The sequence below is a fragment of the Kineosporia mesophila genome, from assembly GCF_021129235.1.
Classification (GTDB): Bacteria; Actinomycetota; Actinomycetes; order Actinomycetales; family Kineosporiaceae; genus Kineosporia; species Kineosporia mesophila.
Map to the genome: position 1 here is coordinate 17,367 of NZ_JAJOMA010000005.1, position 26,995 is coordinate 44,361.

The following is a 26,995-nucleotide window of genomic DNA, read 5'->3' on the forward strand; positions in this document are numbered from 1 at the left end:
GTGCGGCCCTCGGCCCGGGGTCCAGCCGAGCCGAGGGCACCCCCGATGTGTTTGAGCAAGAGGCCGGTTACGAGGCCTGACGTGCAGCCCGCGCCGGAGCTTTGAAACCAGCGGCCCGGTAAGCGATCGCGACCCGCGGCTTGGCCCGGTTGGAGTCCAGGTACGGGATCACCTGCAACCCGTCGAACTCCGCCGGAGCCATCAGCCCGGACGGCGGGACCGGGGAGACGTCGGCGGCGATCTTCACCTTGATCTCGCGCCGGCCCTGCCCGGCCGTGGGGTCCAGGACGGACACCGACCACAAACGCATCCCGGTCTGTTTGTCCAGATCCTGCGGGTCGACATTCCCCGCCCGCTTCTTGTCGAAGTCCTCCACCGGGTCCACCGAAAGAACCAGGATCGGCTGCGTGAAAACGTCCTCGTGACGAACATTGATGCGGCCCTCAACAGCCATTTCAGCGTCTCCAGATCTCGATATTCAACCGCCTGCATTCCGGCCGCTCCCAGCGAGCGAAAGAAATGCTTTCCCTGCGGTTTCAGCTTTCCTCTGAGCTGCGAGAACATCGTGAACCGCTTGGCAACCGCGCTTCAACAGTTATGCAGGCGCTACCAGGTCGAGTATGCATTTTCCATGCAGCCCCGACATGCTTTACCGGCGCCCGGATATGCAGGGTCTGCATGGAGCTGGAAAATCAGTTCCGGGGGTCGAGGAATGCCGGTTTTTGGCCGTTACTATTCAGGGCATGGCTGATCGGGAAGGCGAGCGCGAGCGTTCGGGCGCCGTGTATACGGCACGCGGCCAGGTAGACGGGGAGGACTGGCCGGCGGTTGCTGCGGCGCTGAACGAGCGGATGGCAGCCCGCCGGATCGGGCAGCAGGAGCTGGCCCGGCTGTCGGGGGTGTCGGTATCGACGCTACGGATGCTCCAGCACGGCGCCAGCCGCCGGGTGCAGAACAAGACCCTGGAAGCCATCTGCCGCGCTCTGGACTGGCCGGCCGATCACCTGATCGGGATTCTTGTTACTCCGCAGCCCCATCCGGCTTCAGCGAGCGTGGCCGATGTAGCGGTTATGGCAGTCCTGGAGCGTATCGAGGACCACGTCCGCCAGCTCACCGACCGGCTCACCGGGATCGAGAAAGACTTTCGGGCAGTTATTTCCGGCCAGGAGCAACAACCGGAACGCTGATCGTCGGCGGTGCCTGCCGGTGCCGAGGATGCTTGATGGACCGGGAGCCGGCAGTTACGAACAGCACCCACGGGCTGACGTTGGAGAACGTCACCGATGCGACGCCCGGGAGTGTCCGCAGGCAGGCACGTGCGGGAATGCGCTGGTTGCGGGTCGGGTCGAGGAAGAGGGCCCAGGCCGGGACGTGACCGGCCGCTCGGGGCAGCTCCAGAACGCGCCGTACGTCGATGTCGTGAGCGCTCAGCAGTTCTGCCAGGTGTTCGCCGTCCATGGTGGCTCCCCCGAGAAGTGTTCTGGCATGAAGAAGCCCGCGCGTGCCCTTCCCCGTCGAGGGCACGCGCGGGCAGTCTTGATTGGGTGCGTGCCGGTCATCGCGCCCGGACCGACACGCACCCCGGCGCCTTCCACAACCTCAGCGGAGGGATGCCGGGAAGGGACAGGCGCCGCCCCAGGCCGCTCAGCGGCCGGGAGCCTTCCGCTGCCGGGGAATCACCACCCGACGCACCTGCGGACTAGGCCAGCTCTGCCGCAGCCGAGCCAATCGGCCCAGCGGGGCCGAGCGAGGCTTCAAAGCCCGGCCGTCACGCGTCCTCTGCTGGTCGCTGAGCACCCGCCGGCCACTGCGGCCAGGTTCGTCGTCACAGGATCCGCACAGGGTAGTCATGAGCCCTTCCGCCACATCTCGTCACCCGGCCAGTCGTCTGGCCTTGGAGCCGGCCTCTCCCGGGGACGGGTGAGTCGACCCGGGAAAGGCCGGTACGACAACCCTGATCCGCTGCGTCACCTGGCGAAACGCGGTCACTGCCTATACCGGCTCGACCTGAAATCCCCACTTCGGGCGAGGGACGTCGGCGGTTGCCGAACGCTTGCCCGGCGCGCGAGCGCTTGAAAAACGACAACCCGGCCATACAGGGTTGACTTGGGCACAGTAACCTACCGGCTACCGTTCGCAACGAAGCAGCAGTCGGCTCTGGCAGGAGGGCAGCACCAGTGGCAGAGATCGAGGGCTCCTACACCGTTTCCGAGCTCCTCCTTGCCCGCGAGGACTTTCAGGCCGCATGCCGGTCCCGCGATGTCGGCAAGGTCTTCCGCCTCCTCCAGCAGTGGGACGGCGTCAGCCAGGACAAGATCGCGGCCCCGATCGAGGGGTTCACCCAGTCTCGGGTCAGCAGGCTGATCCGAAACCTGGATCGGGTGCAGACCATCGACGTCATCGAGCACATCAGCGACGGCATCCACATCCCCGGCAGCTTCTTCGGCCTCATCCCCCGGCACTGGGAAGAGCAGGACCAGCACCGCACGCTGACCGCCGTCCCGGCGCACGCCGCCGCTGTCGGCGCCGGTGTCTCCGCGCAGACCAGCTCACTCCTGCCGCCCGGCCCCTCCCCGTCCGGCCTCTGGGCTACCGGTGAACTGGTTGATACCCGTCTTGAGGCGTTCCTGGACATCGAGCCGGACGGCAGCGTGACCGTCAGTTGTGAGCACCACGTCGAGAACCGAGGCGATACGCCGGTCACGGCGCTGGTGCGTCAGTTCTGGTTCAAGCACGTCACCAATGCCCTGAAGGTCACCGCGCTGCCCTCATCGGACCGGAACGTGTTCATCAAGCCCATCCACGACGTCGGCGTCCAGCTCAAGTTCGCCTGCCAGATCTTCCCCGCCATCAACCCCGGCGAGACTGCGGTGATCGGCTACTCCTGCAAGGGTGGCCGGTTCATGGACGAGTTGTACTGGCGTCACACGGTTTTCCTTCCCACCGAGCACATCCATTTGCGGATCCGCCTGCAAGGGGTGGACGCTCTGAGCGGTTGCTCGGCGGTTGAGGATCGCCTCGACGGCTCGGAGCTGACCGCGATGGAGAGCTTGTCTTTGCCGAACGATGGGACCGGGATCGTGATCGACCTGAACCGCCGCAACCTGCGGTCCAACCAGAGCGTCACCGTGCGATGGGACGTTGCCTGATGCGACTGCGTGACCAGGTCGAAGCCCTCGCCCGCTCCTGGGGCGCCTACGAGGAATCACGCGGCGGCCGGCAGGTCATCGACTACGACTGCGCCCCCACCGACGCCCCCATCACCCCGGCCAGCAGCCGCATCGACGTCTACGACCAGCTCACCGCCCTCCACGCTCAGGCTCAGGCCGACGGGGAGACCAAGGTCGAGCAGACCACCGGCGCGCACCTTGCCTATTTGGCGTGCGTGCTCGGAGAGCGCCCTGAGCTGGACGCGTACATGCGCGCCACCCAAGGGTGCGGAACCGCCGGCTGGTCTGAGGACTACATCGTCGACCTGGGTGACAAGGCCCGGAAGGCTTACGCCGATCTCGGCGTGACCTGGGGCCCGAGGCTGGCCGACGAGGTGTTCCAGCTCGAAACCCCCATGACCCTGGAACGCGCCGCTGTGCAGGTCAAACTTCTAGCCGACGAGGCCGAACCCGCCGTCCGGGCGCTGACCGGCACCACCGCCACCTACACGGCCAACGTCCAGGTCGTCGACATCGATGACTACTGGGCCTTCTGGGTCAACGGCGCCGGCCACACCTCCCGCCTACGGTTCAACCAGCGCAACGCCGTCTTCACCGAGGACGGCCTACGGTTCTTCGCCCAGCACGAACTCCTCGGCCACGCCCTCCAGTGCTCCAGCTTCACCCAGACCGCCGAGACCGAAGACGTCGACTGGGTCCGCACCCTTACCACCCACCTGCCCTACCAGCCGTTGCTGGAGGGTCTGGCGACGGCGTGGCCGATCTACACCGAGCCGCATAACCAGCCGCTCATGGCGAAAGCCAAGCTCAACCACTACATGCACCTCGTGCGCGGAGAAGTCCACCGCGCCATCAACGCTGGCCACCCTCTCCGGGCCATCGCCGACCACGTCCTAATTCGTGCCCCCTGGCTCAGCCTTGACCAGATCGGCAACCTGCTCTCCGACCGGGGCACCGAGCCGCTGTTGCGGTCCTACTTGTGGTCGTACACCGCCGGTACCGACTGGTTCATGCAGCTCGGGGAACAGGCCGACGCTGAGACGATCAAGGCCGTCCTCACCGCGTGCTACCACCAGCCGCTCACCCCGACCGAGCTTGCCGAACTCTGGCCGGCCGGTCCCACCTTCGGCGGCGACGGAGCCCCCATCGTGCTCCGCACAGCCTGAACCACGCGGCAACAGAGGTCACGGGCACTCACGAGGCGCCTCTGACCTCAGTCTTTGTCTTAGGCCGCAATTGCCGAACGACCGGCGGAGCCTCAGGTCTTCATCCCCCCAGGTAGCACTCAGCGAGCTGTTGCCGAACACACGAGCGATCACCAACGCGAGAGACCGGCGCAGCTCGACCCGGCCCGGTGAGAGTCAGGCCGGGATGCCCCGCCGGGCATGCGGCACCTACGGCACCGACCCGACGGGCCACCCGGCAGGGCGACACCAGCCAAGGTCGTGCACTGCCGAAAAACTCTCTTCTGGATCAAGATGTTGCGGACCGCTGGTATGCCTCAAGCCACCGCCTCCCCCGACCGAGTTCAGTTGGAGGCAGTCCGACTGCTGTCGGGTCCCTCGAGGAGGCAACCCTCATGAGCCGCACACAAGACAAGCGCAGCGCCTGCGAAAAAGACTGCGACCGAATAATGTATTCGGACGAGCTTCGCCGCCTTGCTGGTGTCACGCAAGTCTTTGCAGCTGACGAAATGCCCTTATTCCACAATAGGCTTACCCATACTTTAAAGGTCCAGCAATTAGCTCGTCGAATCGCCGAGAGTATCAACGCTAACCACTTGCCCCGCAGGCCCGCAACTAGGCGGATCGACGTCGCTGGGGTAGAGGCGGCCGCCCTAGCCCACGACCTAGGGCACCCACCGTTCGGCCATATAGCGGAACATGAACTGGACAAGATCTGCCGCAAATGGGGACTGGACGGCTTCGAAGGAAATGCACAGACATTTAGGATTCTAGTCAAGATTGCCCAGCGGAAGCCCTCGACCCCTGGACTTGTCACATCACCAATCACCTTGAGGGGAGTAGTCAAGTACCCCTGGCTTCGCGTAGGTGAGCATCAAGGTGCCAGCAAGTGGAACGCTTACGTGACCGAAAGAGATACATTTCAACAGTTCTGCTCCTCGAGTGGCGCCCAAAGCCTGGAGGCCTCCATCATGGATTGGGCGGACGACATCACCTATGCCGTTCACGATCTTGAAGACTTCATCCGCGCCAGAAAAGTTCCACTGACTTCGCTCCTTATTAGCGGCTCAGGAGTTGGTGAACAGCCAGGAAGCGAGTCACTAGAGTGGGCGAGATTCTACGAATACGCTTTAGGGCGAGTGCAAGATAAAGTCCATAAAATAATTGCTATCTCGGGCCAATCCGCGCCAGATTGGACGAATATTGGACAAGACATTCGGGCTCAATTAAGAATTGCATTCTCGGATTTTGCCATGCCCAACACTACCGCTCCCGATATAGCCCACTTACGACAGGCCTGCAGCAACCTGATCAACAAGTACGTAGAATGCATCGAGTTCATTTCGCTAAAGGATCCAATACATGTTCCAACCTCCGCACGCATAGAGGTAGAATTGTTAAAGCAGCTTACATGGAGGTACATCATCCATGATCCTCAGCTTGCGACTATCCAAGAAGGCCAGGTGGTGTTAGTCCGCGAGTTGACCAACACGTTGATTCGATGGGTGTTGGCTACCTACGATGACGTAGAGGGGAAGATGCGCTGGCCAGCGAACCTGCGTCGTCTAGTGACGATAGCGGAAGAAGACTCGCAGGCTCACTGGATGCCCCAGAGGAATCGCGCTGTGCGCGCAGTTGTGGATTACGTCTCGTCATTGACGGAAGTTCAAGCATCCAGTTTGGCGGAGCGACTGCTTGGGCGCGGGCGGCAGTCCGCCATGGCTCCTTGGGTAAGCTACTAACCCGCCCGCGTTTAGCGTTCAGAGCTTCGCAAAACGTGGATGCGCGACGATTCGGAAATACAGCGATTTACACCTTTTGGCCGCCGATTTTTGTTGTTTGGGGGCGCGAGTGGGTAGCCTCCGCCCATGGCTCAAGCTCTGGCGCTCAGCGGACGATACCCACTGGAAGGCGTATGCCGACGAGATGAGTGCGAGGGACGGGGAGACGCGATGGCTCGGGCAACTCAAGCCGTTCGTAGCATTGAGGATGAATTCGCAAGAAATGTAGAAGCAGCTCGCGTGGCTCTGCTCCAGATCGCAGCGACCTCCGCAGACGCGCCGATAGCGGGCGTTCTAGCTGCCATGGAAAGCAAATTTCCAGTGAGCGCAATCAGCCGAGCCTACAACGAACTGCTCTCAGAAGACCTGATTGTCGTCACAGGCCACAACAAGTTCGCTCGACGGTAACGCCACTCGGCCTGTTTGCCTCATACGGCCCGCGCAGGCTGGCATAGCTAACTTCGGCCTAAGATGCTAGCCGCCACGCGCAGTTTGTTCTCTAAGTTAATTTAGGTACCGAAAGTTATTCGTGTTGCCTCGAATACTCCGATTACCCGGTCTGTCACTGACGACAGCTTCGACAGGTCTATGATCCGATAGCCGAGTGTCCGACCGAGACTCCCAGAGCGAGAATGACCTCTCGTTCCTCTACCGTCTACCACCAGCCATCAAAGACTTAGTCTTGTCTCTGGGGCGGCAGATAAGCTTCCAGCCTCGGGAAATCATTTCCCACCAAAGCTCACCGCCCGACGTAGTCTTTCTACTAATCTCGGGCATCGTGCGGATCACCTCTTTGTCGTCCGGGGGCCACGAAGTCATTCTTGGGTTTCGCTCGGCTGGTGAGCTACTCGGGGAGAACTCAGCCCTCAGTGGAACCCCTCGGACAGGAAACATTGTGGGCCACGAGGGCGGCACGCTGCTCAAAATACCCGCTCCAAAATTCCGGCAATCCGCTCTCGCTAATCCGGAAATGCTAATAGCAATGCTCGCTGTGGTAGGCCGGCGTCTATATCAGTCCGACATTCAACGCTTGTCTTATGTTTCGCAAGATGTCCCGTATCGGACTGCTTCGACCCTCCTTCAGTGGGCAGCGCAATACGGGGTTGAGACCCAAGAGGGCATAAGAATCCAGCTTAGGACGAGTCGCCGGGAGTTATCTCAGGTTGTTGCTGCGTCGGAGAAGTCAGTTGATGATGTCCTAACTATCCTCCGCCGTGCTGGCCTGGTTGTGACTGCACGACGTCTCTTCGTCGTGACTGACGTAGCAGGGCTGCGCCGCTGGTTGTCAGAACGAGCCAGATAGGGGCCAGTTCTCCCGGAAATCCGGGAGTTCGTCAGTCGTTGGGTCGCAACACTTGCCATAGCGGCGAGGTCGGGCATGCGGCTCGCCGGGCACAGGATTATTCGCATGAGTAGACAGGGGAGTCTCGTCGTGGCAGACGATGCGAGCAGCAAAGTGCCGTACCTACAGGCGTACGGCAACATCAAGAAGGCATTGGAACGAATCGCGAAAGCGACTGTGCCACCGAAATTTACGCAAGACTTTCTCGCAACTACCCTAGACATGCCAGGCGGAGGCGCCCGTCCAGTAATCAAGTTCCTGAAGAGAGCTGGCTTCCTGTCGTCAGACGGAACACCATCCGACCTGTACAAGCAGTTTCGAAACCCTTCTCTTAGAGGCGCCGCAAGCGCCCAGGCTTTAAGGAATGCCTACTCGGAACTATATGTGGCTAACGAGTACATTCATGACGCCAGCGACAAGGACTTGAAAGGTTTGATTCTTCAAGTTACAGGATTGGAGGAGGACTCGAAGCTTGTGCCAGCCATGGTCCAGTCTTTCAACGCATTGAAGGACTACGCCGACTTCGCGGGCGAAACGGTCCTACCGCCCATCCCTCGACCAGATTCCGAAGAGGTTGTCGGCGATTATGAGGCCATTGAGACGCGCGCTCCGCTCGCGGGCGCAGGAGCCTCCCTCCGACTGGGGTACACAATCAACCTGAATCTCCCTGCAACGAATGATATCTCGGTATTCCACGCCATCTTCAAGAGCCTGCGCGAGAACCTCCTGTGATAACTCCGGGCGAAGATCTCAAGATATTCATGATGACATCGCAGCTCATTGAAGAAGATCTCGACCGAATTGAACGGACTTTCAATTTGGATCTCGGGCGAATCCGAAAGGACTCTGCAGGCGAGGCGGCAAGCTACTACCCGCAGATCGAACAGGCGTTCCGGGCGGAGGCCAGGGAAATGGCACCCCATTACGAGGTCTTCTATTCCCTTGAGCGAACAATCCGGACGCTCGTTGCGGATTCACTAGTGGCGGCCGATGGTCCCTCGTGGTGGAGTAGCTCGTCCAGGGTTCCTCAAAGAATCAAGGATGATTGCGAGAATCGTTTGAAACGAGAAGGGGATGCAGGCGTAACGCTTCGATCGGAAGACCCACTTGATTTCTCTACATTTGGAGAGCTGGGGCAGATAATAACGTCAAACTGGGACGTCTTTGGCGCTCTCTTTAAGAGCGAGAAAGCAGTGGCCCGGATCATGGCTAATCTGAACACGCTGCGAGGCCCTATCGCCCACTGCACGCTTCTCGCAGAAGACGAAGTGGTGCGCCTACATCTCTCGGTGCGCGATTGGTTCCGCCAAATGGAATAAGCCAAGCCGAATCGATACAATGCAACAAAATGCGGCCACGAGCGCATAGAGGAATCAACGACTGCGAGGCGACACTACTCAATCCAGGTAAGGCTGAGCGGGATCACCCGCCGCTGGTCCTCCAAGATCAGGTACACGACCAGCCCTTGCCGCTCCGGCCCGAAGGCTACAGACCTCATGTTGTTCTCCGGCCGTTCTCGATTGAGAGAGTCGCCGCTCCAAGGGCCAACTTCCAGCATCACAAGGACTTCGGTGAACGAGGCCACCGCAGAAACGGACAGGTCTTCGAGTTGCTCCCGCATCTCCGGCAGGAGCTCGACCGCGTACACCTACAGACCCAGCTCCCGCTTCACCTGTTCCCACGGGATCGTCTCCACGTCCTCACCAGCGTTCAGCCGCTCAGCAGTCCGCAGCATCCGCCGGTAGGCCTCCGGGTCCCGCTCGGTCAGGAACGCCACCCGCTCCCACCGCGTCAGCGCGTCCAGGACCGGCTTCAGGTCCAGCGTCTCCGTGGCCTCAGCCATCACCCGCCGATACTCCCGGTCGAAGTCGCCGGCATCCTCCGGCAGCAGCCGACCACGGATCGAGCGAGGCGCCAGCTTCCCGCTCAGCGGGGCAGCGGGATCGGAGCCCGGCGAAGCAGCCACAGACATGCCTCTACGGTAGAACAGGTACGGAGGCCAGCGAAGCCGGTTGACGCTACGTCACCAGTCCCCAAGCGGCCGGCCGGACGGGGACGGGACACTTTAGGGTCCCGTAACAGCTCCAGATAACCACAAACAACACCAGCAGATGACAGCTTCTCCGGGAAGAGTTGGCAGGTCAGCGGCACTATTGCCCACCAACCACAAGATCAGTCCGAGTTTCCGCGGGTTCGGGGTTCGATCCCCCGGGGGCCCACCCGGCTTGAACTGCAAGAACGCTTCGGTGTCGTAGGCCTCATGATCCTTGTGAGGCCAACGTGAGGCCAACGTGAGGCCGGATTTTCCTCGACGTAGCGCCCCCAGGGGGCAAGTTCCTGCTCCAAGATCGAGGCTCCGTCTCCGGGTGCGGCATCGAGCATAGAGACGGGTGCGGAGCGAGGTCCGACACGGACTGGAACCTCCGACGAGTGCTGCCATGGTTTGGGCCACGAGTTCGCACTGTTCGGTGTTCGGTATTGACCGAACACCGAACTGTGCCGCCGTGGCGCTGGCGCTGCCTGAGCACCACAGGTCCACGCCGGGTGTGGATCCGGTCGGTCTCGATCAGGGCGCCGTTCCAGGATCACCTGCGTTTGGCCGGCAGCCCGGCGGCCGGCAGCGCCCCGTGCAGGCCCGGCCGGCAATGGTCTCAGTCTCGTTGATCGGGGAATGGAGTGCTGGCCTGGGGGCGGGTTGTCATCCGCAGGGAGACCTTCTCTCCCTGAGCTCCGAACAGAACCAGGTATTCCACCGGCCGGGAAGTGGCGGCCTCGAAGTGATGAGGTAGGTGCGTGTCGAACTCGGCGGCTTCTCCCGGTCCCAGTTCGACCTCACGGAAGTGCACGGTGACGCGCAGCCGGCCTTCGAGGACGACCAACCATTGCCAGCCCTCGTGACTGCGGTGCTCGGGGCTTGGTTCGGCGTGACCAGGACGGAGCACGACCTTGAAAGCGTTGACGCCGCCGGCGTGACGGCTGAGAGGCAGAACCGCCATCGGCCCGTGCGCGACCGAGCGCAGATTGAGGCGGGGATCTCCCAGGTGCTCGTCGGTGGCGAGTTCGTCGAGGGTGGTTCCGTACGTCCGGGCCAGGGAGATGAGCACTTCGAGAGTGGCCCGGCGCTTGCCTGACTCCAGTCGCGAAAGGGTACTGGCCGACACCCCGATCAGAGCCGAAACCGACTCCAGGCTCATCTGTCTGCGCTTCCGGACCGCCCGCAGCCGGGGGCCGACGGAGTCGGTCAGGACGCCCGGTTCGTCTGACTTCACGGCCGTCACCTTGCCATATCCGCAAAGAAAATGGCAGATCTGCCTGACTGCCACTGATGATCCTCATAACGGCGCCCGACCTGGCTCGCCGCGCTGCTCACTCATGAGCGGGATCCCCCGAACGAGACTGGAATGCTTTGCCCATCGACGACTTCAACGACCTCGCCGATCTGCTGCACAAGGCCGGCAAGGTTGCGGCAGAAATCTTTGCGAGTGCTGCCGAGACCGAGAAACTCGGTCGACCGGCTCCCGCCGCCGTCGCGGCCCTTCAGCAGTCGGGACTTCTCGCGCTGACCGCGCCACGGAGTTCTGGTGGCCTGGAGGCCGGCCTGGGATTGCAGGCCCGGGTCGCCCTGGAACTGGGGAAGGGGTGTCCGTCCGTAGGCTGGGTCGCTTCTCTTTCGAATGCGGCCAAGGCCATGGTCGGACCGATGCTGGGACCGACGGCCCAAGTTGCGCTCTTCGAGGATCCGCAGGCAATCGCCTGTGCCAGCGGGGTCGGCACGGGCAAAGCGGTCCGGGAGGACAACGGTGACCTGCGGATCTCTGGGCGGTGGCGGATGGCGTCGGGATGCGACGTCGCGACCTGGGCCTCCCTGGTGGTCTCCGTGCTCGACGAGAGCGGCCGACCGGTGGAGGCGGGCATTGTCCTAACGCGAGTCAAAGACCTTGAGATCGACCGTTCCTGGCGCTCGGCGGGGCTGCAGGGAACCGGTAGTTACGCACTCGTCGCTGAGGATATCTTGGTGCACAGCGCTTTCAGCGTCGTTGGACCGGTGGGTCATCAGGGGCCGCCACCTGCTGTGGTTTCGCTGGGGGCGATCATTGCCCACCTGGCTCCTATGGTGGGGGCGGCACTGGGGCAGGTGGAAGCGGCTCGAAACCTGTTTTCGGGCGACCGCGTTCCCTCCCGTACCACCTACGCCCGCCTGGTCGAATCGCCCCTGGCGCGAGACTACTTCGCGCGCGCCGAGCGAATGGTAAGGGCAGCGGAGCGAGACACTCTGGCGGTGGCTGATGCGCTGGACAGCCTTGGCCCTGGCCAAGAACCGTCGGCCGAGCTCCGCTCGACCTGGCGAATGGACCTGGTGTCGGCCGCCGGGTCCTGCCGGAGCGCCATGGAATATCTGCTCGATCTTCACGGCGCGGCCGGTTTCGATCCGCAGGAGCCGTTGCAGCGGGTGTGGCGAGACGTCGCCGTCGGTACTCGTTACGTGGGGCTCAATCCGTACATTGCCGCCGAGGATCACGCCCGGGTACTGCTCAACGCCGGACCCGCTGTTTCGACGCTTTGATGTGTAAGAACGTGTTTTGCATCCTGGCCGGCGTGCCTGCTGGGTGAGGTCCATGGAACGTCAGTGCGTGGATGTGGCGACTCGAGCTCGGGGTCACACACGCCAGCCGTGCCTCCGTCGACCGCTGGTCTGGACTCCTGGACCTCACGGTCAGTTCAAAGGTGGATAAGCGCTGGTCATGAGGTTGATGGCGAGGTCGGAGTGGCCGGCCAGGCGGCGGAGGTTGCGGACGATCTGGGTGGTGCCGCTCAGGTGGAACAGACCGATCGCGGTGTTGCGCAGGGCGGCGATGTTGCCGCTGCGGAGCGCGGTGGTGATTCTTTCCGAAGGTGACGGAAAGTGGCCAGTGCCAGGACTCGATGGTCCCCTGATCGCGGACGGTCTGGGCCAGGCGGGCGGCGGGCAGCCGGACCTGGTCGTGGGCGCGGAGGTCGTAGGTCACTGCCCATTCGCCCTGGTTCCCGTGAAGCCAACGTGAGACCAATGGGGCCAGGAGTCCCGACCTCAAGCACCCTCAAAGAGATATGCGCCTGCTCCACGGTCGTGGCTTCGTCTTCGGGGTGAGATCGAGCGGGGAGACGGGGCGCGGAACGAGGTCCGAAGGGCGCCGGAGCCTCCGATGGGGGCCGCCGGGATCTGTCCCAGCCTTCCAGGAGGCGGCAGACCGGGCTCAGAGCATCAAAGCACCCGAGCCGGAGCGGGACGGGCCTGGCCGAAGGGAGGCGGTGGGCGAAACCCGGTCAGGTCACGGCCGACAGGTAGCCACTGCTCGATGCTCGCGGAAAAACGGGATCCGTCGACCAGCGTGCTGCTGGCGGCCCCGATATACCCTTGAGAGAGGACAGCGGACTCACCGGCCCTACCCAGCGCCTCGAAATCGCCGTCATGGAAAACAATTTGCCGGGTCGTGACCCAGCCTTCCTGCGTGCACATCGGGATCTCGTACATCAGGCGACCCGGGTAGGGCGCGCGGTGCTCGGACAGATGGAACCAGGTGCAACGTGACCACCACGGCAGGCCGATGGCGAGGATCTTGGCCCCGGCCCGTGCGGTCCGCCCGAGCGGCCCGTGCTCACCCAGTGCCCAGTCCAGCGGAGCATCGTCCATCAACTCGGCAGCCCCGGCCCCGACCGCGGCCATCGAATACACCGGGTGCCGGGAGCGCCGGGCCCGGGGGTGCGTTCGCAGCAGTTCCGGGAACCGGCCCAGCCCGGGCTGGGCCGCATGCAGATCGGGGTCGAAACCCGGCAGGGTGTCACGCACCGACGGGATCCAGTCTTCGGGCACCGGCCGGGCGAGCCAGGTCTGCGGGTCGTTGAGGTAGGTGGTGAAGGTGGGCACGATCAGGGTGCCCTCCTCCCCCACCGCCTGAAGCAGGGCCTGCAGCAGGGCCACGGGCCCGCCGCTGACCCAGCCCAGTGACCGCAGCGACACGTGCAGGACCAGCCGATCCCCCTCGAGCACACCGATCTCGCGCAGGTGGGCGACCAGATCGAAAACGCCGAAGGGCCCCGGGGTAGCCGGGGTTGCGGCCGGATGGATCATGGTTTTGCGACCAGGTCCGGGCGGTTGTCGTCTACCACCAGGTAGGCCACCCGGGAGGCCACGACCCGATAGACCACCACCGCGACGAGGATCACGGCGGCGAAGATCAGCCACGAGGAACCGTTCTGGCCGGAGAGCACGGCGCCGATGGCGAGCGGTCCGACGATGCTCTCCAGGATCTGGGTGACGTGGAAGGCCGAGGCGTACTCGCCCCTGCGCTCGTCCGGGCCGAGGCTGAGCCCGAGATAGAAGGCCGCGCCGTTCTGCAGCAGTTCGGTGGCGGTGAGCAGGAGGAACCCGGCCAGCAGGATGAGCGAGGCTAGCACCGTCGAGTCCGGCCACAGCGAGATGGACAGCACGCAGCAGGCTGCCACGGCGATCAGCCCGGCCAGCCGGGAGCCGCTGATCGCGGAAGTGAACGACTCCCCCGAACGGGCTGCCGCCGGAACCTGGAACATCACCACCAGAACAGTGTTCAGGCCGATTAGGACGGGAATGATCCAGGACGGCGCCACGTGGGTCGCCGAGATCCACAGCGGGATCCCGGTGGCCAGGAGCGAGGAGTGCAGTCCCAGGACAGCCGTGGACAGGATCAGGCCGGGCATCCCCCGCTCGAAGACGGCGTGCCAGTGGCTGCGCGGGGCCGCGGGAGCAGGGGCGGTGGCCGGCCCGACCGCCGGCTCGGCGGAAGGCTCCAGTACCACCGGCGCCGCCTTGGGTCTACCGATCCGCAGTCGGATCACCAGGAGCCCGGCAATCAGGAAACTCACCCCGTTCACCACCGGGGCCCAGGCCAGGAAGGTGGTCGCGGCCAGGCCCAGAAAAACCGCGGAAAGGCCTGCCCCGAGCGTCATCCCGGCGTTGCCGAGCGATCGGATCATGGCCCGGCCCTGGGCCCGTTGGCCGGATCCGAACGCGTCACCGATCAAGGACATGAACGGGGCACCGCAGGAGAAGTGCAGGAGCGAGTAGATGATCGAGAACGCGACGAACTCCAGGCTCCCCTTGACTAGTGGCAACAGGAAGAACGTCAGGCCCAGGCCGATCAGGAGGGTGGCCAGCAGACGGCGTCCGCCCTAACGGTCCGAGAGGCGGCCGAAGACCAGGTTGGACAGCAGCCCGAAGACTCCGCCGATGGCCAGCCCCAGGCCGAACTGCCAGATGCTCAGCCCGGACTGACGGTTGAGATACATCGCCAGCGTTGAGAACTGGACGCCGTTACCGATGCGGTCCACGACGTGAACGACGACCAGGCGCCGGGCGTCCGGCTACTCACGCGAGTCACGCCAGGTTGACAGGAGATTCTACTCGCTCATACGCCGATGATCCCTTCCCTCAGCGGGTTCCGGGTGTCGGCCTCGAACTCGGAACGGAGGATGGAGAAGAGCATCTGGTCATGCCAGCGGCCCAGGCGCCACTGGGCCCGGCGGACCACGCCCTCGTGAGCGAAGCCGACGTGCTTCAGGCAGGCGAGCTCGGCCTGGTTCTCCGGATCGGTCGTGGCCTGGATCCGCTCCACCCGGGTGTGGGTGAAGAGGTATGAGACCAACTGGTACTGGGCTGCCTTGCCGATCCCCCGGCCGCGCTGCTCAGGCAGGATGCCAATGGCGATCTCCCAGCACAGCGACGTGTCACGGCGGCCCCAGCGGCGTTCCAGCCATTCCACGCGGCCGACGAGTTCACCGTCCACGGTTACCGACAGCATGTTGTCCGGACCCGCCAGCAGGGCCCGGGTCCGCAGGGCATCGCGCAGGCCGTGGGTGGGGGTGAAGCCGAACCATTGGTACTCACTCGCGCCGGCCTCGCTCTGGAACGCGGCGTCGAAAACATCAAGGTCACTCTCCGCGACCATGCGCAGTTCCACTCTCTTCACCATGAGGGCGGATTCCTCTCGTGTTCAGGGCGTCAAGGACCCACTTGTACCAACGGCTCGTTCGGTCGGCCCTGGCCAGCGAGTGTCCGGCACCAGGAAACAAGGCAATTTCGCAGGGAATTCGGCGCAGGCGGAGCTCGCGGGCCGCTGAGACGGACTGCTGGAAGGGTACCTGGTCGTCGAGCAGGCCGTGGCTCAAAAGCACCTGGCATTGCGGGCCGATGGAGGACAGCGACAGGCCCTCACTTTCCAGAACCGCAGCTCGCTCGTGTATGGCCCCACTCCCGGGTCCAGGACCAGAAAACCTCCGAGGCCATGGCCACTTCACGAGGACGCACGAGAGTGGCGTGGGCGGCGACCAGGACCGTAGGCAGGGTCCCGGCCACGGCCAAGGCCAGGTTCCCTTTCCTCGAGTTCGACCGGGGCGGGGATCACGTCCTCGAGCGAGAAGGTCCGGCGATGGAGAGGTGGAGCCCGCCGTCGGCGCTCGCTCTGCCGATGGCGGATCTTCCAGTCCAGCGCGTTGGCTGCCGCCACCCGCCCAAGCGTCAGTGTGACGCCGCGAATTCCTTTTCACTGTGGTGGTGGATGGCCGAGCAGTACGTGTCTGGCGAGTTCCACGATGCGTTTCTCCGACGGGCTGCCGCTCCGGCACCGCGGAACTCGCCGTCAACCGAATGAGTCCTGGCCGTGTCACCCGGCCCTGTCCGGGCGGTTCAGAGTTGTGCGCGATGAGCAAGCTCGGCAGCGTCCGGAGGAGCGGTCGGATAGACATCGATGTCGAAGAACTGGGCAAAGGGAAGAGTGCTCAACGTTTCCTGCGCACCCTGCTCGTCGGCTGCGAAAATTTCGACGAAGGTCGCACGCCGGGCCGGCGAGACATAGTGAGCGCCAACCTTTCTTTCCTGGCGAAGCAGGTCGAGCTGCTGGTGCTCGTCATCGCGGAGGGCGGCGAACCGCGTGAGGTCAGCATCCTCACGGATGATTCCGACCACCATGAATGTCTGGACTCCGTTGAGATCAGGTGCTGTCGACATGTCTTCTTCCCTTCACGTTGCCTGAAGGCCGGTACCAGCGTCCGGCACAACCGGGCACCCCACGGTGGGACCCGGTACTGCATCTTGGTGATGCCGTCGTGCCCAAAAGGCCACGGGTGGCTCACGAATCGTGTTCGGACGAGATTTCGGTGGCGTAGCCCTTGGATCGGAACGCGATTCCATTTGGTACTGAGTACCATAATGGGCAGACCTCTCCCCGGCAAGAGGGCCAGGAGCTACCGAACGGCGGCGAAGCGTAGTCAGCGCTGGTGCTTGCCCTCTTCGAGCAGCCGATCGAATGCTTGCCGAGCGTCGTCCACCAAGGTTCGGGGGTCTCCGGACAGGCGTCGCGCGCTTTGATAGCAGGCGAGCGCAACTTGCCCGGACAGGGTTGCCACTGCCTGCTCGTAGCCCTGACGCGTCAGCAAGGCGCTGAAGAGATTGGCCGCCTGCTGAGTCTTGATTGCCTCCCGGGCCTGCAGTTCCGGGTTGCGCTCAATGAGTTCAAAATGCCGGACGTAACTTTCGGAATCGGTAGCGATCCTGGCGCAGAGATTCAGCACGATCGGCTGCAATTGGGCCAGCGCTTCCCGCACCGTGCCGGTTCGACGGCTGGTGTCGCCGAGATCAGCATGCGTGAGCGAGTCCAGCAGCTCCTGTTCCCTGGAGAACGCGACTTCCTGCTTGTTCCCGAAGTGGCGAAAAAAGGTGGTGCGGCCCACCTCGGCGCGCTCAGCGATGTCGCTGACCGAGACTGCGTCGAAACCGTGCTCGTGAAACAGCTCCTCGGCAGCGCGCACGATACGCTCTCGCGCCTGACGCTGCTTGCGTTCCACGAGGGGTGGTTGAGCGCTCATGACGTCCACTTTATCCGGGGTGTCGATCGCTGGCTGTGCGGATCCTGGACGATGCGTAGCTGCCGGTGTCGCCCCAGACCCGACCAATTGAGGTGCGGGGGCAGGATCACCCGCGCGAAAGCCAGTTCCAGCGAAAGGCGCTCACTGGTACGCCTGTCCCGCGAGATCAGATCGTCCATCATCCACCCACGTATCCGATCGAATCATAGCGACGGTGCTGAGCCCTTCCGGGCCCAGCACCGTCCTTCGAGCTCAAGCCATGGTGATGTCGTCGACCTTGATGTTGACCGCGATGACCTTCAGGCCGTAGCTCTCCAGAGCCAGGGTGACCGAGGTGCGGACCGCGGTGGTGACGTCCGGAACGACCTCGTCGGCCTTGATGACCAGCACCACCGTCACGGTGGTCTCGATGCCGTTCACCGTGGCGTGAACGCCTCGCGTGGCGTCTCCGACCTCGGTCAGGCCGACCCGGTCCAGCACCGAGTCCAGGAAGCGGGCGACGTCGCCGCCCAGCTCCGACACCCCGGGAACGGATCGGGCCGCGGCTGCCGCGATCTTCTCCACCACTTCGCGTTCAACCATGGTCACTCCAGTCCCCACTACTGCCGGCTCTCGTTCGGGCTCGGCCGCCGGAGCCACCTCGATCACAGCCGTGGCCGGTGCCTCGCTCTCGGCAGGCGTGCTCTGCTCGTCCATCCCAGCCCCATCGGTTCAGAAGCTCATGGGCATACCGGGCGGTACCCCGCAAGGAGCCTATAGAAGGTCATTCTGAACCAAAAAGCTCACCGGGGACTTCGTCCGTAGTTCTCAGCTCTGCCGGAACTTCCGAACACAACGAGCCCGGGCAGCCCTCCAATCCGGTGACGGCAGCATGACTAATCATGCCCGAATTACCCTTGGCACCAATGCTTTTACCGTGATCAGAACTGTGGCGACGGCCGTTCCAGCCCTGGCCATCACCTACGTCGACGGCAGCGGCCAGCACACCACCTCGTTCGAGTCGGGCGTCGGCACCCAGCTCGGCCAGTCACCGGTCGAGGTCACCGCGATGACGATCCGCTGACCCGGGAGGGGCGGCGGAGAACAATATTCCCCACCGCCCCCGGTCTGCCGGACCGTAGAATTGCCCCGTGACATGCATAGTCGGCATCACGGACGGCCACACCGTCACCATTGGCGGCGACTCCGCAGGAAGCGACGGCTGGCACGTCGCGGTCCGGTCGGACACCAAGGTGTTCCAGGTCGGTCCCTACATCATGGGCTTCACCACGAGCTACCGGATGGGCCAGCTCCTGCGCTACTCGCTGGAGATCGGCGAACCCGACACCTGGGACGTCGACCGGTTCATGGCGACCACCTTCATCGACGCCGTACGGCAGTGCCTGACCGACGGCGGCTACGCGAAAGCCGAGGACGGGCGCGAAGAAGGTGGCGATTTCCTGGTCGGGATCCACGGGCGGCTCTACGTCATCGGATCCGACTACCAGGTCGGGCACACCATGGCCGGGTACTCGGCCGTCGGGTCCGGATACCTCGTCGCCCTGGGATCACTGCACTCCACCGCCACATCGCTGATCGACAGCCGCCAGCGCACGGTGATGGCACTGGAGGCCGCCGTCGAACTGACCGATGGCGTGCGTCCGCCGTTCACGGTGCTGCAGGCGACCTGATCCAGACCGAGCCGGACAGCACCGTCCGCCCTACATGGGGCAGACGTCGAAGTCCTGGATGACTGGACCCGACTGGTCCGTCCTTGAGCGTGATCCTCACATCCGGGTCGGGCAGGCTGTTCCGCGTCACCCGCTCCAGCAGGCTGGCAGGCTTACGCTCGGGCCACCAGGCATCGAAAGTCACGTCGTCCCCTATTTTACCGGCCACCGCAGCGAGCCTGGTTCCCAACCCCACCTTGGTGACCTAGGAATTCTTGCGCCCTACGGCTTCGCCACCTACGACCGTCCGTTCTGGAACAGAACGGTTTTCGATATCGCCGACACCTGATCGGCGCCGCCGGACAGTCCGGCTCCCGGCCCGACGCGGCGTCGTTCAAGAACCGGGTTGAGTACCGGTTCGAGCAGGTCGAGGTCACGTATACGGCGTAGGACCCGACTGCGGACGCGACAGAGCCACCCAGGATCAGGCCACCGATCCCCGCGACGAGCACGAGGGTGATCACGGCCCACCGGGCCTTGACGCCGGTAACACTCACGGAAGTTCCTATCACCTGGATCGGCGATCCCTGGCTCCCTCCAGGCTGGTCGCTCAGCCACCGAATATCGGGATCAGGACTCCCACCTGCGCTTCATCCATTTTGTCGGTGGGCTCCGATAGAAATTTGATCACCCGGAGGGGCCGGGCCACGGAAGGCAGGGGTTGTGGACGCAGGGGTTGTGGACAGAGACGAAGCCGGACCGGTACGCAGCAGCACGTCGCCGCAGGTGCCGCCGGTCAATCCACGCAAGCTGGCCAAGGTGCCGTTCCTCGAGCTGTCCGAGGGCCGGTTGCAGGGGGTCGTCTCCAGCGGGTCCGACATCGAGCGGGTCTACGTCTCGTCCGTCTCGTCCGGCGATCACGGTCTGAGCTGCTCCACCAACAACAACCGTCCGTGCGGTGGGCTGAGCAGCACCTATGCCTGCAAGCACATCCAGGGCCTGCTGGCCGAGGCCGAGAAGCAGTTCGGCACGGCCCGGGTGGCGCGGTACCTCACCATTGAGATCGCCGAGGGAGAAACCCTGTTCAGTGGCCTGCACCCGACCCAGGCGCCCAGCCGCGCGGCCGAGGTGTTCAGCAGTTTCCTGCGGCATCTCGCCTATCTGGAGATTCCCGTCAGCACCGAGCCGCTGCCCGAGATGCAGTGGTTCCCGGCCGGTCCGGTGCCGAAGTGATGCTCGGCGAGGCGCTGTCCGACGCGCCCGAAGGGCTCTCCGAAACACTGGCGCTGATCGACGGGCTGGACGACGCCCTCGTGCACGGCCTGGGCCGTACCGACGAGACGCATCTGCAGGCGCTGACGAATGTCGCTGCGGTATTTGCTGGTTCGCCACTCGCCGAACCGGTCACCGAGTCCATCCGCAAGATCGCAGCCGGGTCGGTCACCGACGATCACCTCCTGGCCCTGGCCGGGGCGCGGGTTGCGTTGCTGGGGTCGGTGCACGATGCGTTGCAGTCCGGTCTGGATCATGCTTTTGGACGCGTACGTGCACCTTTCCCGGTCACCGCGGCCGAGGTTTCGGTTCCCCCGGGCATCCGTTCCTGGCTGAGAGAGCTGGCCATCACCGGCTGGCGGGGGGTGGACCACGAGATCGCGGCCTCCGGGGCCCGGGCCGTGCCCGGCCTTCTCGAAGACCCCCGGCAACGGAGGCTGGCCGTGCTGGTCGACGGCCTCGCGGCCGAGCTGATGGCGGGAGCTCCGGTGGCCACGCTCAGCCAGGTGCCGGCCCGGCGCTGGGCCGACCTCTGGAGCCGGGCTCTGACCCTGTCCTCCGCCGAGGTTCCGGCCGCACCGGTCAAGGGCCGGTTCCTGCCGCTGGGAGCGGATCTTCGAGAGCATCCGACTGCCGTTCAGGTGCAGGTGCACGGTCTGCTCGAGGCCGGCGCGGTGGTGCGCGTCGTGCGCACCACCGTGACCGCGGCCAAGGTCGACACCATCACCGGGCCGTCGGTCTGGCGTATGTTCCCGGGTGTGCCCGTGCTGCTGGGTGCGCTCGCCGGGCATCAGTCCGTCGAGGTCGACGGCATGCGGGTGACCGCCTCCGGAGACCTGCTGTGGGACGAGTCCCTCGCCACTGCCGGTGAGGCTGCGGATCCGTTCACGACGGCCCGGGTCCAGCTCGGCGGCGCGGTCGGGTCATCGCTGTCCCCGCTCGACCGGCATCCGGCAGCGATCTCCGAACCCGTTCTTCTGGAGGGCTACTCGGCCTCACCCGAAAGTCTGGAGGTGGATGGCGCCGTCGTCGCTGTCGATCCCCTTCCCTCCGCCGGCCCGCTGACGCCCGCGCTGGTCTCGTCGTCGTCCGCCTGTATCGGGCTGCTGCGCTGGGACGCCGGACGCTGGTTCGTGCGTCCACTCGCGGTACAGGCCACCGTGCGCAAGAAGGCGGTGGCGATGCACACCGGCGACTGGGCGCTCGGCCCGACCGAGGCCAAGGCAGCCAAGGCGGAGGCCGCTGCCGGGGTCGCGGTCGAGGTGCTGCGGGAGCGAGCAGGAAGGCTGCTGCGGAAATGACCGACCCCCACGCCCTGGACCCAGCGGCCGAGAACCGGCGTCAGGTGCTCTACTGGCGACTTCTGGCCCGGCTTTTCGATCCCGAGGAGCAGCGCCCCCTGGAGACCGCGAGCTTCGCGGTCGTCGACGAACTCGGGCTGCCCGCCGCCGTGCTCGACCCGGCTATCTCGGTCGACAGCCTGGTGCAGCGTTTTCCCGACCTGGCAGCCGATTTCGACGGACTGCTGACTCCCGGTCAGGCAGATGCCGGTGAAGATGCGACGGCTGCTCCCGACCCCGGGCGAAGCGACGAGGTGCGCCGGGCCGCATTGGTCTCGAAGTTGCTGCTCAATGTGTTCGCGACCGGGAACGGGGAGGTCACGGCCGGGCAGTTGTCGCGGTGGCAGACCGACGCGGGGTGGTTCGAGCGAGCTTGTGGGCTCGAGCCGGGTGGGTTGCGGGGCAAGGGCAACGGTCGCGGAGCGGGGCCGGGTGCCGGTAACCAACCCGGAAACGGCTTCGGCACCGCACCTGGGCAGTTGGACAAGCTGGCTCCGGTGCTCGCGAACATCGAGGGCGACCTGGTGCGCCGCATGCACCTGCGCGAGGTACTGGCCGACAGCCGCCTGGCCAGGCAGCTCACGCCGAGCATGTCGCTGATCGAGCAATTGCTGCGCGACAAGGACAACCTCGACGGTGTGGCTCTGGCCAACGCGAAGGCCCTGATCCGGCAGTTCGTCGACCAGGTGGCCGAGGTGCTGAAGACCCAGGTGGCGCAGGCGAGTACCGGCACGATCGATCGTTCCGTGCCGCCGAAGCGGGTCTTCCGTAACCTCGATCTGAACCGCACGATCTGGAAGAACCTGCCGAACTGGAACCCCGACGACGAGAAGCTCTACGTCGACAAGCTGTTCTACCGGCAGACGGCCAAGCGTATCGAGCCGGCCCGGCTGATCGTGGTGGTGGACCAGTCCGGGTCGATGGTCGACGCGATGGTCAACTGCACCATCCTGGCCTCGATCTTCACCGGGCTCCCGAAGGTCGATGTACACCTGGTCGCCTACGACACGCGGGCTCTCGACCTCACGCCGTGGGTGCACGACCCGTTCGAGGTGCTGCTGCGCACCCAGCTCGGTGGCGGCACGGACGGGCGAGCTGCGCTGGAACTGACCCGCCCGAAGATCGCCGACGCCCGCAACACTGTCGTGGTCTGGATCTCCGACTTCTACGAATGGCAAGAGAAAGAGGTCTTCACCGGACTGGAGGCGCTGCACCGGTCCGGGGTGAAGCTCATCCCGGTCGGGTCGGTCTCCAGCGGTGGCCAGCAGAGCGTGAATCCCTGGTTCCGCCAGCGGTTCAAAGACCAGGGCACGCCGGTGCTCTCCGGTCACGTGCGCAAGCTGGTGACCGAGCTGAAGAACTTCCTGAGCTGATCCTCGTCCGCTGTTCCTCAAATACTCATCTGACTTGGAGTTTCCATGAGTGACATCCTGCGCGCCCCCGCCGAGGTCAAGTACGCCGAGGAGCTCGACTGGCTGGAGTCGGTCGACACCGGATCGAAGCCGTTCTCGTGGCGCCTGAGCCCAAAGATGGTGCGTACGTTCGTGCTCGGTTCGGAACGGGCTGACGGTCTCAATCGGGAGATCACCCAGAAGTGGTTCGGTGACCGCAGCATCGTCGAGCGGGCTATCGTCACACTGGCCTCCGACCGGGGGCTGCTGCTGATCGGCGATCCGGGTACGGGCAAGAGCTGGCTGGCCGAGCTGCTGGCCGCCGCGATCAGCCGCAACTCCACGCTGGTCGTGCAGGGCACGGCGGGCACCACCGAAGACCACATCAAGTACTCGTGGAACGTCTCGATGGTCATCGCGAAGGGCCAGTCGCGTGACTCGATGATCCCCTCGCCGATCATGACCGCCATGGAGGGCGGGGTGATCGGCCGCTTCGAGGAGCTCACCCGGTCCACGAGCGATGTGCAGGACGCCCTGATCTCGATCCTCTCCGAGAAGTACGTGTCCATCCCGGAGCTCGACGACAACAACATCGTCTTCGCCAAGCCCGGCTTCTCCGTGATCGCCACGGCCAACAGCCGCGACCGGGGTGTGAACGACCTGTCGTCGGCGCTCAAACGACGGTTCAACTTCGTCCGTATCCCGGTGGTCACGAACAAGAAGAGCGAGGCCGAGATCGTCCGGTTCCGCACCGAGGAACTGCTGCGCCGGCACGCGATCGACCTGGAGGTCCCGCCCACCTTGCTCGACGTGTTGTTGCAGAGCTTCGCCGACCTGCGCACCGCGTCGGCCGCCGCGACCAGCGACGACGAGAAGCTCGAATCGGCTCTGTCCACGGCCGAGCAGATCGGTGTGCTCGAAGACGCCGTGCTGCACAGCACCTTCTTCGGGGAACGTGAACTCACCGCGCAGACGCTGGCCGGTTCACTGGTCGGGTCGCTCGCCCGCCGTAGCCCCGAAGACCTGGCCATCCTCAGCACCTACTGGCACGGCGTGATCGAGCCCCGCAGCCAGAACGAGGGCGGCGAATGGACCGGCTTCCTCGAGGGTGGCCGCCAGGCGATCTCGGTGCTGTCGTGAGCCAGGTCTTCGAGCCCCTGCGGCAGCAGCTCCTCGACGCCGCCTCCACCTTCACCGACGGTCCGGCCGCGCTGCCCGAGATCCTGGCCGGCCTGGTGGACGACGTGGACCACTCCCTGGCCGAGCCGCTGGAGATCTTCCCGGTCTGCCACCACTCGCCTGCCTCGGCGCTGGCGATGGGTCGCCGACTGCGGGAGAAGCAGCCGAAGGTGATCTATCTGGAGCTGTGTGAAGACCTCCAACCGCTGCTGACGGAGCTGCGCAACTGCCGGCTGCCCGTGGCCTTGCAGGCGTTCGCGTCCGAGCTGGAGGGTTTTCCCGCGACCTGGGGCCCGCTCAGCGTGGTCGCCCCGGTCACGGAGGCCTCGGCCGAGTACCAGGCGATCGCCTACGCCCTCGAGACGCCCGGTGTGGAGCTGGTTCTGGTCGACCGGTCGGCCGACCACGTCTTCCAGTGGGCGCCCGACGAACCGGACGGGCAAGACCGGGAAGAGCCCGAAGACGATCTGCACGGTGATGCCGTCGGCGTCGAGATCGGCGATCTGCGACCCCGGTTCGCCGAGCTGGAGCAGCATCTCCTGCACCACGGCCAGGTACGGCACTGGTCGGAGTGGTGGGACCAGTACGTCGAGCAACCTCTGGCCGGCGCCGACCACGACACCTACCGCCAGGTGATGACGCTGGTCGGCAGCCTGTTCCGGCGGCTGACCCCGGCCGGCACCCGGCGACTGGAGTCCGACGAGGAACGCGAGCGGTTCATGTGGACCCGCATCCGTTCCCATCTGGCACAGTCCGGGGTCGAGCGGGAAGACTGCCTGTACGTGTGCGGGGCCTTCCACGCGGTCAGCCGGGTGGCAGAGGCCGGGTCGCAGCCGGGCACACCCGATCTGGAGATCACGCCGCGCTCCGGCACCACCTGGCTGTACGGGCTCATCCCGTCCAGTCATTCGGCCATCGAGGCGCAGTTCGGCCTGGCGCCGGGCTCGGTGTCCATCGCGGCGGCCACCTGGGAGAAGGGCCTGAACCGGTTCGGGCTGAAGCCGTTCCGTCTTCAGGGACAGAAGGGCACACGCCGCCGGGCCGCGAAGGCTCTGCCCCCAGCGGTGGCTGCGGAACCGGCTACGGACCGGCTCACCGAGTATCTGGCCGCTCCCGCGGCCCCCGGTGGGCTCGACGACGAGGAACTGCGCGGCTGGTGCGTCGATCTGGTCCGCCTGGCCCGGCGCAACGGGTACCTGGCGAGCACGGCCGACGCCATCGCCGTCTACGAGACATCGGTGCTGCTGGCGAGCATGCGGGGCCGGGCGCGGCCCACCCCGTACGACTTCCAGGACGCCGCGGTCACCTGCATCGAGAAGGATGTGGTGCCCGGTCGCCGCGATGTCCGCCGGCTCTGCGAGATCCTGCTCGGCGGCGACAAGGTCGGCCAGGTCGGCTACGAGGCGCTGCCTCCGCTGGCCAAAGACGTGCACGACCGTCTGGAGCCGCTGGGGCTCGATCTTCAGGCCCGGAAGATCCGCCGGGCCCTGATCGACCTGGTGGCGAACCCGGAGCTGGCGGGTTGCTCCCGGTTGCTGTGGCGGTTGCAGTACCTGCTGCCGGGTCACGCCGTGCGCACGGTGATGGGGTCGCGGCGGCTCGGCGAGAGGTCCGTGCAGGAGAGCTGGGACCTCGATCTGGGCCGCCATCAGCGCACCCTGATCGAGCTCGGCTACGAGGGGGTCACGGCCGAGCAGGTGCTGGAGCAGCGACTTCGCCGCTCCGTGCGAGACCCGAAGGCGACCGCTGCCGACGCACTCGACGCGGTCGAAGATTCCCTGCGGCTACTCGACAGTCCCCGGCTCAGCGACGAACTCGGCATCCGGGCGGTCGAGCTCCTGGCGGCCGAACGCACCGTGGACGACGCCCCGCTGGTCCTGGCTCGCATCCGCCGCCTGATCGCCTACTTCGAGAGCCCCGCACATCCCGGCGGATCCCTGCCGAGCTGGTGCGAGCAGTTCGTCAAGGCCGGATACGCGCACTACTGCACGCTGCTGCCCATGTCCTTCGCCGACGAGGAGACCGGGGTACGCCAGGTCGCCGCGATGCTGGGCTTCCTCTTCAGCATGGAAAGCCTGGCCCTGAGCCTTGGCTGCGAGCGCACCCAGCTGGAAATGTCCGTGCAGCAGTCTGTTCCGCACGGCCCGGCGAAGACGGCGCTGTTCTGGGCGGCCCGCCACCAGCTGGGCGACCTGGCCGTGGGCGACCTGCGCCACAACTGTGACGAATTGCTGGCCAATCCCCTGGTGCTGCCCAGTTTCCCGCATTACGTCAGCGGTTTTGTCCACGCCTTGGAGCCGGTACCGAGGCTGGCCCCGTTCGTCGTCGAGACCCTCTCCAAAGCCTTCGCCCGTCTTCCCGATCCGGTGCTCCTGCCCTGGCTGCCGACGCTGATCACCACACTGAAGCAAGACGCGCCGGAACTGGTGCCGGTGCTCACCCGAGAGGCAGGCCGCACCTTCCCCGGCACGCTGTCCGCCCTCGACACCTGGACGGCACCGTGGAACCGCATGGCGCAGAAGAGCCCAGCGCCCAGACAGTTACCAGTGCCGGCGGCCTCAACAGCCCGTCGACTGCTCGATGCTCATCCCCTCACCGCGCTGGGAGTGGCCGCTCTGCTGGGACGGACCAGCGAGTGGTCGGCAGCCCCAGCCGTAGCGGCTCCGGACCAGGAACCGGCCGTCATCGGACCCGCCAAGAAGCTCCGGGAAACCCACCCCGACACCACAGACGCCATGGCTTCCCTGATCGGAGGATGACAACACCGGCTCCTACGGGTCAGACATGAGCACCGGCCGCCACGCCCTGATA

General features: G+C 65.0%; 28 protein-coding genes. 15 read left to right on the top strand and 13 right to left on the bottom strand.

Annotated features, from left to right (window positions below; genetic code table 11):
* Window positions 1–67: 67 nt before the first annotated feature.
* Window positions 68–454, bottom strand: a complete 387-nt coding sequence (locus LR393_RS08440; RefSeq protein ID WP_231482932.1) for a hypothetical protein — start codon at window positions 452–454, stop codon at window positions 68–70.
* Between the two features lie 289 nt (window positions 455–743).
* Between LR393_RS08440 and LR393_RS08445 the strand changes: the two genes are divergently transcribed.
* A complete protein-coding gene (locus tag LR393_RS08445; RefSeq protein WP_231482933.1) occupies window positions 744–1,187 on the top strand; it encodes a helix-turn-helix domain-containing protein in 444 nt (147 codons plus the stop codon).
* Here LR393_RS08445 and LR393_RS08450 read toward each other — a convergent pair.
* Window positions 1,153–1,458 (bottom strand): hypothetical protein, encoded by a 306-nt coding sequence (locus LR393_RS08450; protein ID WP_231482934.1) that lies wholly within the window; start codon window positions 1,456–1,458, stop codon window positions 1,153–1,155. The genes LR393_RS08445 and LR393_RS08450 overlap by 35 nt on opposite strands.
* 719 nt (window positions 1,459–2,177) lie before the next feature.
* Between LR393_RS08450 and LR393_RS08455 the strand changes: the two genes are divergently transcribed.
* The 6 genes from LR393_RS08455 to LR393_RS08475 all read left to right on the top strand — a co-directional run bounded on the left by LR393_RS08455 (window position 2,178) and on the right by LR393_RS08475 (window position 8,796).
* A complete protein-coding gene (locus LR393_RS08455; protein WP_231482935.1) occupies window positions 2,178–3,149 on the top strand; it encodes a hypothetical protein in 972 nt (323 codons plus the stop codon).
* The gene (locus LR393_RS08460; protein WP_231482936.1) at window positions 3,149–4,336 is read left to right on the top strand and encodes a hypothetical protein; all 1,188 of its coding nucleotides are present in this window, start codon (window positions 3,149–3,151) and stop codon (window positions 4,334–4,336) included. The genes LR393_RS08455 and LR393_RS08460 overlap by 1 nt, the downstream gene beginning before the upstream one ends.
* Before the next feature lie 413 nt (window positions 4,337–4,749).
* Window positions 4,750–6,096 (top strand): deoxyguanosinetriphosphate triphosphohydrolase family protein, encoded by a 1,347-nt coding sequence (locus tag LR393_RS08465; RefSeq protein WP_231482937.1) that lies wholly within the window; start codon window positions 4,750–4,752, stop codon window positions 6,094–6,096.
* A 643-nt stretch (window positions 6,097–6,739) separates the two neighbouring features.
* Window positions 6,740–7,438, top strand: a complete 699-nt coding sequence (locus LR393_RS36935) for a Crp/Fnr family transcriptional regulator (protein WP_407937298.1) — start codon at window positions 6,740–6,742, stop codon at window positions 7,436–7,438.
* A gap of 105 nt (window positions 7,439–7,543) precedes the next feature.
* Entirely contained in the window at window positions 7,544–8,209 is a 666-nt protein-coding gene (locus LR393_RS08470) for a DUF5343 domain-containing protein (protein WP_231482938.1), read from the top strand.
* 29 nt (window positions 8,210–8,238) lie between these two features.
* Window positions 8,239–8,796 (top strand): Swt1 family HEPN domain-containing protein, encoded by a 558-nt coding sequence (locus LR393_RS08475; RefSeq protein WP_231482939.1) that lies wholly within the window; start codon window positions 8,239–8,241, stop codon window positions 8,794–8,796.
* 74 nt (window positions 8,797–8,870) lie between these two features.
* Here the strand turns inward: LR393_RS08475 and LR393_RS08480 are convergent, their stop codons facing one another.
* From LR393_RS08480 to LR393_RS08490, 3 genes are all read right to left on the bottom strand, one after another.
* Window positions 8,871–9,125, bottom strand: a complete 255-nt coding sequence (locus LR393_RS08480; RefSeq protein WP_231482940.1) for a hypothetical protein — start codon at window positions 9,123–9,125, stop codon at window positions 8,871–8,873.
* Entirely contained in the window at window positions 9,126–9,449 is a 324-nt protein-coding gene (locus LR393_RS08485) for a DUF6247 family protein (protein WP_231482941.1), read from the bottom strand. It lies immediately after the preceding gene.
* Window positions 9,450–10,128: 679 nt separating this feature from the next.
* Window positions 10,129–10,746: a helix-turn-helix domain-containing protein gene (locus LR393_RS08490; protein ID WP_231482942.1), complete on the bottom strand. Its 618-nt coding sequence runs from the start codon at window positions 10,744–10,746 to the stop codon at window positions 10,129–10,131.
* 137 nt (window positions 10,747–10,883) lie between these two features.
* Here LR393_RS08490 and LR393_RS08495 point away from each other — a divergent pair, with 137 nt between their 5' ends.
* Window positions 10,884–12,041: an acyl-CoA dehydrogenase family protein gene (locus tag LR393_RS08495; RefSeq protein WP_231482943.1), complete on the top strand. Its 1,158-nt coding sequence runs from the start codon at window positions 10,884–10,886 to the stop codon at window positions 12,039–12,041.
* Between the two features lie 678 nt (window positions 12,042–12,719).
* Here LR393_RS08495 and LR393_RS08500 read toward each other — a convergent pair.
* The 8 genes from LR393_RS08500 to LR393_RS08530 form a co-directional block, all read right to left on the bottom strand.
* Window positions 12,720–13,586, bottom strand: coding sequence for an aminoglycoside N(3)-acetyltransferase (locus LR393_RS08500; protein ID WP_231482944.1), 867 nt, complete (start codon window positions 13,584–13,586; stop codon window positions 12,720–12,722).
* The gene (locus LR393_RS08505; protein WP_331282931.1) at window positions 13,583–14,650 is read right to left on the bottom strand and encodes an MFS transporter; all 1,068 of its coding nucleotides are present in this window, start codon (window positions 14,648–14,650) and stop codon (window positions 13,583–13,585) included. The genes LR393_RS08500 and LR393_RS08505 overlap by 4 nt, the downstream gene beginning before the upstream one ends.
* A 12-nt stretch (window positions 14,651–14,662) precedes the next feature.
* The gene (locus LR393_RS08510) at window positions 14,663–14,821 is read right to left on the bottom strand and encodes a hypothetical protein (protein WP_231482946.1); all 159 of its coding nucleotides are present in this window, start codon (window positions 14,819–14,821) and stop codon (window positions 14,663–14,665) included.
* Window positions 14,822–14,898: 77 nt separating this feature from the next.
* Window positions 14,899–15,462: a GNAT family N-acetyltransferase gene (locus tag LR393_RS08515; protein WP_231482952.1), complete on the bottom strand. Its 564-nt coding sequence runs from the start codon at window positions 15,460–15,462 to the stop codon at window positions 14,899–14,901.
* A complete protein-coding gene (locus LR393_RS36940) occupies window positions 15,422–16,234 on the bottom strand; it encodes a prolyl oligopeptidase family serine peptidase (RefSeq protein ID WP_407937299.1) in 813 nt (270 codons plus the stop codon). The genes LR393_RS08515 and LR393_RS36940 overlap by 41 nt, the downstream gene beginning before the upstream one ends.
* Complete coding sequence (locus tag LR393_RS08520; protein ID WP_231482954.1) at window positions 16,176–16,496, bottom strand: hypothetical protein; 321 nt, start codon at window positions 16,494–16,496, stop codon at window positions 16,176–16,178. Before LR393_RS08520 ends, LR393_RS36940 begins: the two co-directional genes overlap by 59 nt.
* Window positions 16,497–16,756: 260 nt before the next feature.
* Window positions 16,757–17,353, bottom strand: coding sequence for a TetR/AcrR family transcriptional regulator (locus tag LR393_RS08525; protein WP_231482956.1), 597 nt, complete (start codon window positions 17,351–17,353; stop codon window positions 16,757–16,759).
* 252 nt (window positions 17,354–17,605) lie between these two features.
* Window positions 17,606–17,935 carry an Asp23/Gls24 family envelope stress response protein gene (locus LR393_RS08530; protein WP_231482958.1) on the bottom strand — a complete coding sequence of 110 codons (330 nt, stop codon included), beginning with the start codon at window positions 17,933–17,935 and terminating at the stop codon, window positions 17,606–17,608.
* A 334-nt stretch (window positions 17,936–18,269) separates the two neighbouring features.
* Here LR393_RS08530 and LR393_RS08535 point away from each other — a divergent pair, with 334 nt between their 5' ends.
* From LR393_RS08535 to LR393_RS08565, 7 genes are all read left to right on the top strand, one after another.
* The gene (locus tag LR393_RS08535; protein WP_231482959.1) at window positions 18,270–18,416 is read left to right on the top strand and encodes a hypothetical protein; all 147 of its coding nucleotides are present in this window, start codon (window positions 18,270–18,272) and stop codon (window positions 18,414–18,416) included.
* 67 nt (window positions 18,417–18,483) lie between these two features.
* Entirely contained in the window at window positions 18,484–19,023 is a 540-nt protein-coding gene (locus LR393_RS08540; protein WP_231482960.1) for a hypothetical protein, read from the top strand.
* A gap of 717 nt (window positions 19,024–19,740) precedes the next feature.
* Window positions 19,741–20,235: a hypothetical protein gene (locus tag LR393_RS08545; protein ID WP_231482962.1), complete on the top strand. Its 495-nt coding sequence runs from the start codon at window positions 19,741–19,743 to the stop codon at window positions 20,233–20,235.
* Window positions 20,235–21,575 (top strand): hypothetical protein, encoded by a 1,341-nt coding sequence (locus LR393_RS08550; protein WP_345718693.1) that lies wholly within the window; start codon window positions 20,235–20,237, stop codon window positions 21,573–21,575. The genes LR393_RS08545 and LR393_RS08550 overlap by 1 nt, the downstream gene beginning before the upstream one ends.
* The gene (locus LR393_RS08555; protein WP_231482971.1) at window positions 21,572–22,987 is read left to right on the top strand and encodes a VWA domain-containing protein; all 1,416 of its coding nucleotides are present in this window, start codon (window positions 21,572–21,574) and stop codon (window positions 22,985–22,987) included. The genes LR393_RS08550 and LR393_RS08555 overlap by 4 nt, the downstream gene beginning before the upstream one ends.
* Window positions 22,988–23,032: 45 nt before the next feature.
* Window positions 23,033–24,145 carry an ATP-binding protein gene (locus LR393_RS08560; RefSeq protein WP_231482975.1) on the top strand — a complete coding sequence of 371 codons (1,113 nt, stop codon included), beginning with the start codon at window positions 23,033–23,035 and terminating at the stop codon, window positions 24,143–24,145.
* Window positions 24,094–26,943 (top strand): DUF5682 family protein, encoded by a 2,850-nt coding sequence (locus LR393_RS08565; protein ID WP_407937300.1) that lies wholly within the window; start codon window positions 24,094–24,096, stop codon window positions 26,941–26,943. The genes LR393_RS08560 and LR393_RS08565 overlap by 52 nt, the downstream gene beginning before the upstream one ends.
* Window positions 26,944–26,995 lie beyond the last annotated feature (52 nt).

Bases quoted from the DNA above. Each gene is read 5' to 3' on its own strand.
- LR393_RS08530 (WP_231482958.1), bottom strand. From the start codon at position 17,935: ATGGTTGAACGCGAAGTGGTGGAGAAGATCGCGGCAGCCGCGGCCCGA.
- LR393_RS08555 (WP_231482971.1), top strand. From the start codon at position 21,572: ATGACCGACCCCCACGCCCTGGACCCAGCGGCCGAGAACCGGCGTCAG.
- LR393_RS08470 (WP_231482938.1), top strand. From the start codon at position 7,544: ATGAGTAGACAGGGGAGTCTCGTCGTGGCAGACGATGCGAGCAGCAAA.
- LR393_RS08465 (WP_231482937.1), top strand. From the start codon at position 4,750: ATGAGCCGCACACAAGACAAGCGCAGCGCCTGCGAAAAAGACTGCGAC.
- LR393_RS08565 (WP_407937300.1), top strand. From the start codon at position 24,094: ATGGACCGGCTTCCTCGAGGGTGGCCGCCAGGCGATCTCGGTGCTGTC.
- LR393_RS08485 (WP_231482941.1), bottom strand. From the start codon at position 9,449: ATGTCTGTGGCTGCTTCGCCGGGCTCCGATCCCGCTGCCCCGCTGAGC.
- LR393_RS08500 (WP_231482944.1), bottom strand. From the start codon at position 13,586: ATGATCCATCCGGCCGCAACCCCGGCTACCCCGGGGCCCTTCGGCGTT.
- LR393_RS08460 (WP_231482936.1), top strand. From the start codon at position 3,149: ATGCGACTGCGTGACCAGGTCGAAGCCCTCGCCCGCTCCTGGGGCGCC.
- LR393_RS08520 (WP_231482954.1), bottom strand. From the start codon at position 16,496: ATGTCGACAGCACCTGATCTCAACGGAGTCCAGACATTCATGGTGGTC.
- LR393_RS08525 (WP_231482956.1), bottom strand. From the start codon at position 17,353: ATGAGCGCTCAACCACCCCTCGTGGAACGCAAGCAGCGTCAGGCGCGA.
- LR393_RS08440 (WP_231482932.1), bottom strand. From the start codon at position 454: ATGGCTGTTGAGGGCCGCATCAATGTTCGTCACGAGGACGTTTTCACG.
- LR393_RS08475 (WP_231482939.1), top strand. From the start codon at position 8,239: ATGATGACATCGCAGCTCATTGAAGAAGATCTCGACCGAATTGAACGG.
- LR393_RS36940 (WP_407937299.1), bottom strand. From the start codon at position 16,234: ATGTCTATCCGACCGCTCCTCCGGACGCTGCCGAGCTTGCTCATCGCG.
- LR393_RS08550 (WP_345718693.1), top strand. From the start codon at position 20,235: ATGCTCGGCGAGGCGCTGTCCGACGCGCCCGAAGGGCTCTCCGAAACA.
- LR393_RS08515 (WP_231482952.1), bottom strand. From the start codon at position 15,462: ATGGTGAAGAGAGTGGAACTGCGCATGGTCGCGGAGAGTGACCTTGAT.
- LR393_RS08450 (WP_231482934.1), bottom strand. From the start codon at position 1,458: ATGGACGGCGAACACCTGGCAGAACTGCTGAGCGCTCACGACATCGAC.
- LR393_RS08560 (WP_231482975.1), top strand. From the start codon at position 23,033: ATGAGTGACATCCTGCGCGCCCCCGCCGAGGTCAAGTACGCCGAGGAG.
- LR393_RS08445 (WP_231482933.1), top strand. From the start codon at position 744: ATGGCTGATCGGGAAGGCGAGCGCGAGCGTTCGGGCGCCGTGTATACG.